Origin of the sequence: Devosia sp. (assembly GCF_028290645.1) — a bacterium.
In the GTDB taxonomy this organism is placed as follows: domain Bacteria; phylum Pseudomonadota; class Alphaproteobacteria; order Rhizobiales; family Devosiaceae; genus Devosia_A.
This window is the reverse complement of sequence record NZ_JAQGJL010000329.1, coordinates 1-3,712: the sequence shown is the minus strand read 5'-3', so window position 1 is coordinate 3,712 and position 3,712 is coordinate 1. Positions and strand designations below refer to the sequence as shown.

Annotated in this window: 4 protein-coding genes and 1 pseudogene; 4 read left to right on the top strand and 1 reads right to left on the bottom strand. The window is 62.3% G+C overall.

Going from position 1 to position 3,712, the window contains the following annotated elements:
* The 3 genes and pseudogenes from JWQ89_RS17585 to JWQ89_RS17575 form a co-directional block, all read left to right on the top strand.
* A pseudogene (locus tag JWQ89_RS17585) lies at positions 1-233 on the top strand (class I poly(R)-hydroxyalkanoic acid synthase); the annotation flags it as partial.
* Between the two features lie 283 nt (positions 234-516).
* Positions 517-915, top strand: coding sequence for an MAPEG family protein (locus tag JWQ89_RS17580; protein ID WP_299643071.1), 399 nt, complete (start codon positions 517-519; stop codon positions 913-915).
* Between the two features lie 56 nt (positions 916-971).
* Positions 972-1,913 (top strand): glutaminase, encoded by a 942-nt coding sequence (locus JWQ89_RS17575; RefSeq protein ID WP_299643069.1) that lies wholly within the window; start codon positions 972-974, stop codon positions 1,911-1,913.
* Positions 1,914-2,010: 97 nt separating this feature from the next.
* On the opposite strand, the gene JWQ89_RS17570 is transcribed toward JWQ89_RS17575, so the two are convergent.
* Positions 2,011-2,205, bottom strand: coding sequence for a DUF2735 domain-containing protein (locus tag JWQ89_RS17570; RefSeq protein ID WP_299643067.1), 195 nt, complete (start codon positions 2,203-2,205; stop codon positions 2,011-2,013).
* A 502-nt stretch (positions 2,206-2,707) separates the two neighbouring features.
* Here JWQ89_RS17570 and JWQ89_RS17565 point away from each other — a divergent pair.
* On the top strand, positions 2,708-3,712 hold a 1,005-nt coding region (locus JWQ89_RS17565), incomplete at its 3' end, for a glutamine synthetase beta-grasp domain-containing protein (RefSeq protein ID WP_299643066.1).

The window sequence follows — 3,712 nt, the reverse complement described above, 5'->3', positions numbered from 1 at the left end:
TCAACCCGCCGGCCTCGGGAAAGTACCAGTATTGGACCAACGACAGCACCGCGGCTACCACCGTCGCGGACTGGATGAACGGCGCCCACGAGCACAAGGGCTCGTGGTGGCCGGACTGGCGGACATGGCTGGCGGGCATCGACGGCGAGCAGGTCCCCGCCCGCACGGTCGGCACCGAGGCGTTCCCTGCGATTGAAGATGCGCCGGGAAGCTACGTCCGGGTGCGGGCTTAGAACTCGTCGTTCCGGGGTGCGCGCAGCGCCAGCTGCGCGCGTACCACATCCACTCCCATTGGAGTGGCGGGGAACCTCGACAAGTTCAAAACATCTCCGGATTCCCGGCATAAGCCAGCCGGCTTCGCCGTCTGTCGCATCCCGGAATGACAATGCGTCCACAGCCCCGCATTGGCGCGGTCGCATCAACCGTCTATGGTTCGGCAGAGGCCGCCCGCAAGAGCGGACAATCAATTCAACCGCCAAGCTCCGCGTTCAGCGGAACTGCAGAAGGACGACCCGGATGACGCGCGAATTGTTCTGGCTGACGCTGACCGTAATTTTCACCGGCCTGCTCTGGGTGCCCTACGTGCTGAACCGCATCCTGGTGCGCGGCCTGTCCGGCGCCATGGCCAACCCGTCCCGTACCGACAAGCCGCTGGCCGATTGGGCCAACCGTCTGTTGTTCGCGCATGACAACGCGGTCGAGAACCTGATCGTATTCGCGCCCCTGGTGCTGATCCTCAACGCCGCCGACATCTCGACTCCCACGACCGTGCTGGCCTGCGCCGTGTATTTCTGGTCGCGCGTTGTCCATCTGATCGTCTACACTCTCGGTCTGCCGATCTTCCGCACCGCCGCCTTCCTCGTCGGCTTCGCGGCGCAGGTGGTGCTCGCGGTGGCGATCCTCAAGCTGGCGTAAGCCTCACCTCTCAGCTCTCCCCGCGATTCCTGGGGGAGCTCGAAGCGCGAGTCCCCATGACCACCCATCACGCCGATCTCGAAGGCGTCGTCTCGGAAATCGCGGCCGAGATGGCACAACGCACCGACCGCGGCGAGGTCGCGAGCTACATTCCCGAGCTGGCCGGCGTCGACAACAGGCATTTCGGCCTGGTGGTGGTCGATGCCGAAGGTCGCGTCGCCACCGGCGGTGACGCCGACGTGCCGTTCTCGATCCAGAGCATCTCGAAAGTGTTCACGCTGACGCTGGCGCTGGGCATGGTCGGCGACCGCCTATGGCGGCACGTCGGCCGCGAGCCCTCGGGCAACCCGTTCAACTCCATCGTCCAGCTTGAGCGCGAACGCGGCGTGCCGCGCAATCCCTTCATCAATGCCGGCGCCATCGCCGTCACCGACGTGATCCTGTCGGGCCATCAGCCGCGCGAGGCGATTGGCGAAATTTTGCGCTTCATGCAGTTTCTCGCCGGCGATCCGTCCATCGTGATCGACGAGAAGGTCGCCGCCTCTGAGAAGCGCACCGGCTTTCGCAACACCGCTCTGGCCAATTACATGAAGTCGTTCGGCGTCGTCGAAAACCCCGTCGACTTCACCCTCGGCGTCTACTTCCATCACTGTGCCATCGCCATGACCTGCCGTCAGCTGGCCATGGCGGGGCGCTTTCTCGCCTGGTCCGGGCGCAATCCGTCGACGGGGTTGTCAGTGGTGTCACCGGAGCGGGCACGGCGCATCAATGCGCTGATGCTGACCTGCGGCCACTATGATGGCTCCGGGGAATTCGCCTATCGCGTCGGCCTGCCCGGCAAGAGCGGCGTCGGTGGCGGCATCCTGGCGGTGGCACCCGGCAAAGCCTCCATCGCGGTGTGGGCGCCGGGCCTCGACAAGGCCGGCAACTCGCATCTCGGTCGCGTCGCCTTGGAAGCGTTGACCAAGCGGATGGGCTGGTCGATCTTCGGCGTCTAGCGCCTGAAACGAAGGAGGGCCGAAACATGAATGTTTCGACCCTCATTCTCAACGGTGGTGCGCAGGTTGCGCCGTCGTCTCATGGCCACGAACAACATCAGTGCTCGCGGATCGGCTTGACGTCGTGGCTGGCTTCCTGGATCGCTTCCTGGTGATACCAGCTGCCGAACGCTTCGGCGCAAATGCTGGGGGACGCGATCTCGGCGGCTTTGCGTGTCAGTGCGGTTTGAATGCGCGGCCGGATCGGAAACTGATAGATCTTGGCAGATCCGGTGAACAAGTCGGTAGTCATCTTTTTTTCCTCTCAAGATATTGATTCAACGAGTCAAACATTATAGCAGCACTGCACTCCATTTGCGCGGTTTGCCTCCATAAATGCACGAAATGCCTACAATATCCGCACCGCGCTTTGTGCTCGTCCGGGACGCATGCTGCAGTGCCAACGCCTCAGATTTCTGCTGGTTCCACAGGCGGTTTTTCTGCTCGTATCGGGCGCAGCCTAAATTTTCCGCAATACGGCATCTGCGTCAGTATGACGCCAAAATCGTCGTTTGACGGTGCCCTGGCGGCCGCCTAGCAGGGTTTTTTCCGTCTCTTGCGCATCTCCGAGGCGCCGAAAACGGCGCGCGACGGCACGCCGGAACGCGGATCCGTTCACCGGCAATAAAGTCGACAAATTGGCACATAAAATGCTTGGTAAGGACCGGCCGCTGGTGGTCGGGGTAGTGTCAGGCCGCCAGCAAGCTCTCAGGGTTTTTCACCCTTCGCATCGTCAACTCTCATGAGAGATCCGCATGACAAAGTATAAGCTCGAGTATATTTGGCTCGACGGCTACAAGCCGGTTCCCAATCTGCGTGGCAAAACGCAGATCAAGGAATTCGATGAATTTCCGACGCTCGAGCAGCTCCCGCTGTGGGGCTTCGACGGCTCCTCGACCATGCAGGCCGAAGGCCACAGCTCCGATTGCGTGCTGAAGCCGGTTGCCGTCTATCCGGACGGCGCCCGCGAGAACGGCGCGCTCGTGATGTGCGAAGTCATGATGCCCGATGGCGTGACCCCGCATTCGACCAACAAGCGCGCCACCATTCTGGATGATGCCGGCGCGTGGTTCGGCTTCGAGCAGGAGTACTTCTTCTATGAAGATGGCCGCCCGCTCGGCTTCCCCGCGGCCGGTTATCCGGCTCCGCAGGGCCCCTACTACACCGGCGTCGGCTTCAGCAACGTCGGCTCGATCGCCCGCGAGATCGTCGAAGAGCATCTCGACCTCTGCCTCGAAGCCGGCATCAACCACGAAGGCATCAACGCCGAAGTGGCGAAGGGCCAGTGGGAATTCCAGATCTTCGGCAAAGGCTCCAAGAAGGCCGCTGACGAAATGTGGATGGCCCGCTACCTGCTGCAGCGCCTGACCGAAAAGTATGGCGTCGATATCGAATTCCACTGCAAACCGCTCGGCGATACCGACTGGAACGGCTCCGGCATGCACGCCAACTTCTCGACCAAGTATATGCGCGAGGTTGGCGGCAAGGAATATTTCGAGAAGCTGATGGAGGCCTTCAAGACCAACCGCGCCGATCACATCGCGGTCTACGGCCCCGACAACCACATGCGCCTGACCGGCAAGCACGAGACCGCATCGATCGACACCTTCAGCTACGGTATTGCCGACCGCGGCGCCTCGATCCGGGTGCCGCACTCCTTCGCCAACAACGGCTACAAGGGCTATCTGGAAGATCGCCGCCCGAACTCGCAGGGCGACCCCTACCAGATCGCTTCCCAGATCCTGAAGACGATCGCCTCC

What these genes read in the sequence shown, in the direction of transcription:
- JWQ89_RS17580 (WP_299643071.1), top strand. Translation starts at nt 517, where the DNA reads ATGACGCGCGAATTGTTCTGGCTGACGCTGACCGTAATTTTCACCGGC.
- JWQ89_RS17570 (WP_299643067.1), bottom strand. Translation starts at nt 2,205, where the DNA reads ATGACTACCGACTTGTTCACCGGATCTGCCAAGATCTATCAGTTTCCG.
- JWQ89_RS17575 (WP_299643069.1), top strand. Translation starts at nt 972, where the DNA reads ATGACCACCCATCACGCCGATCTCGAAGGCGTCGTCTCGGAAATCGCG.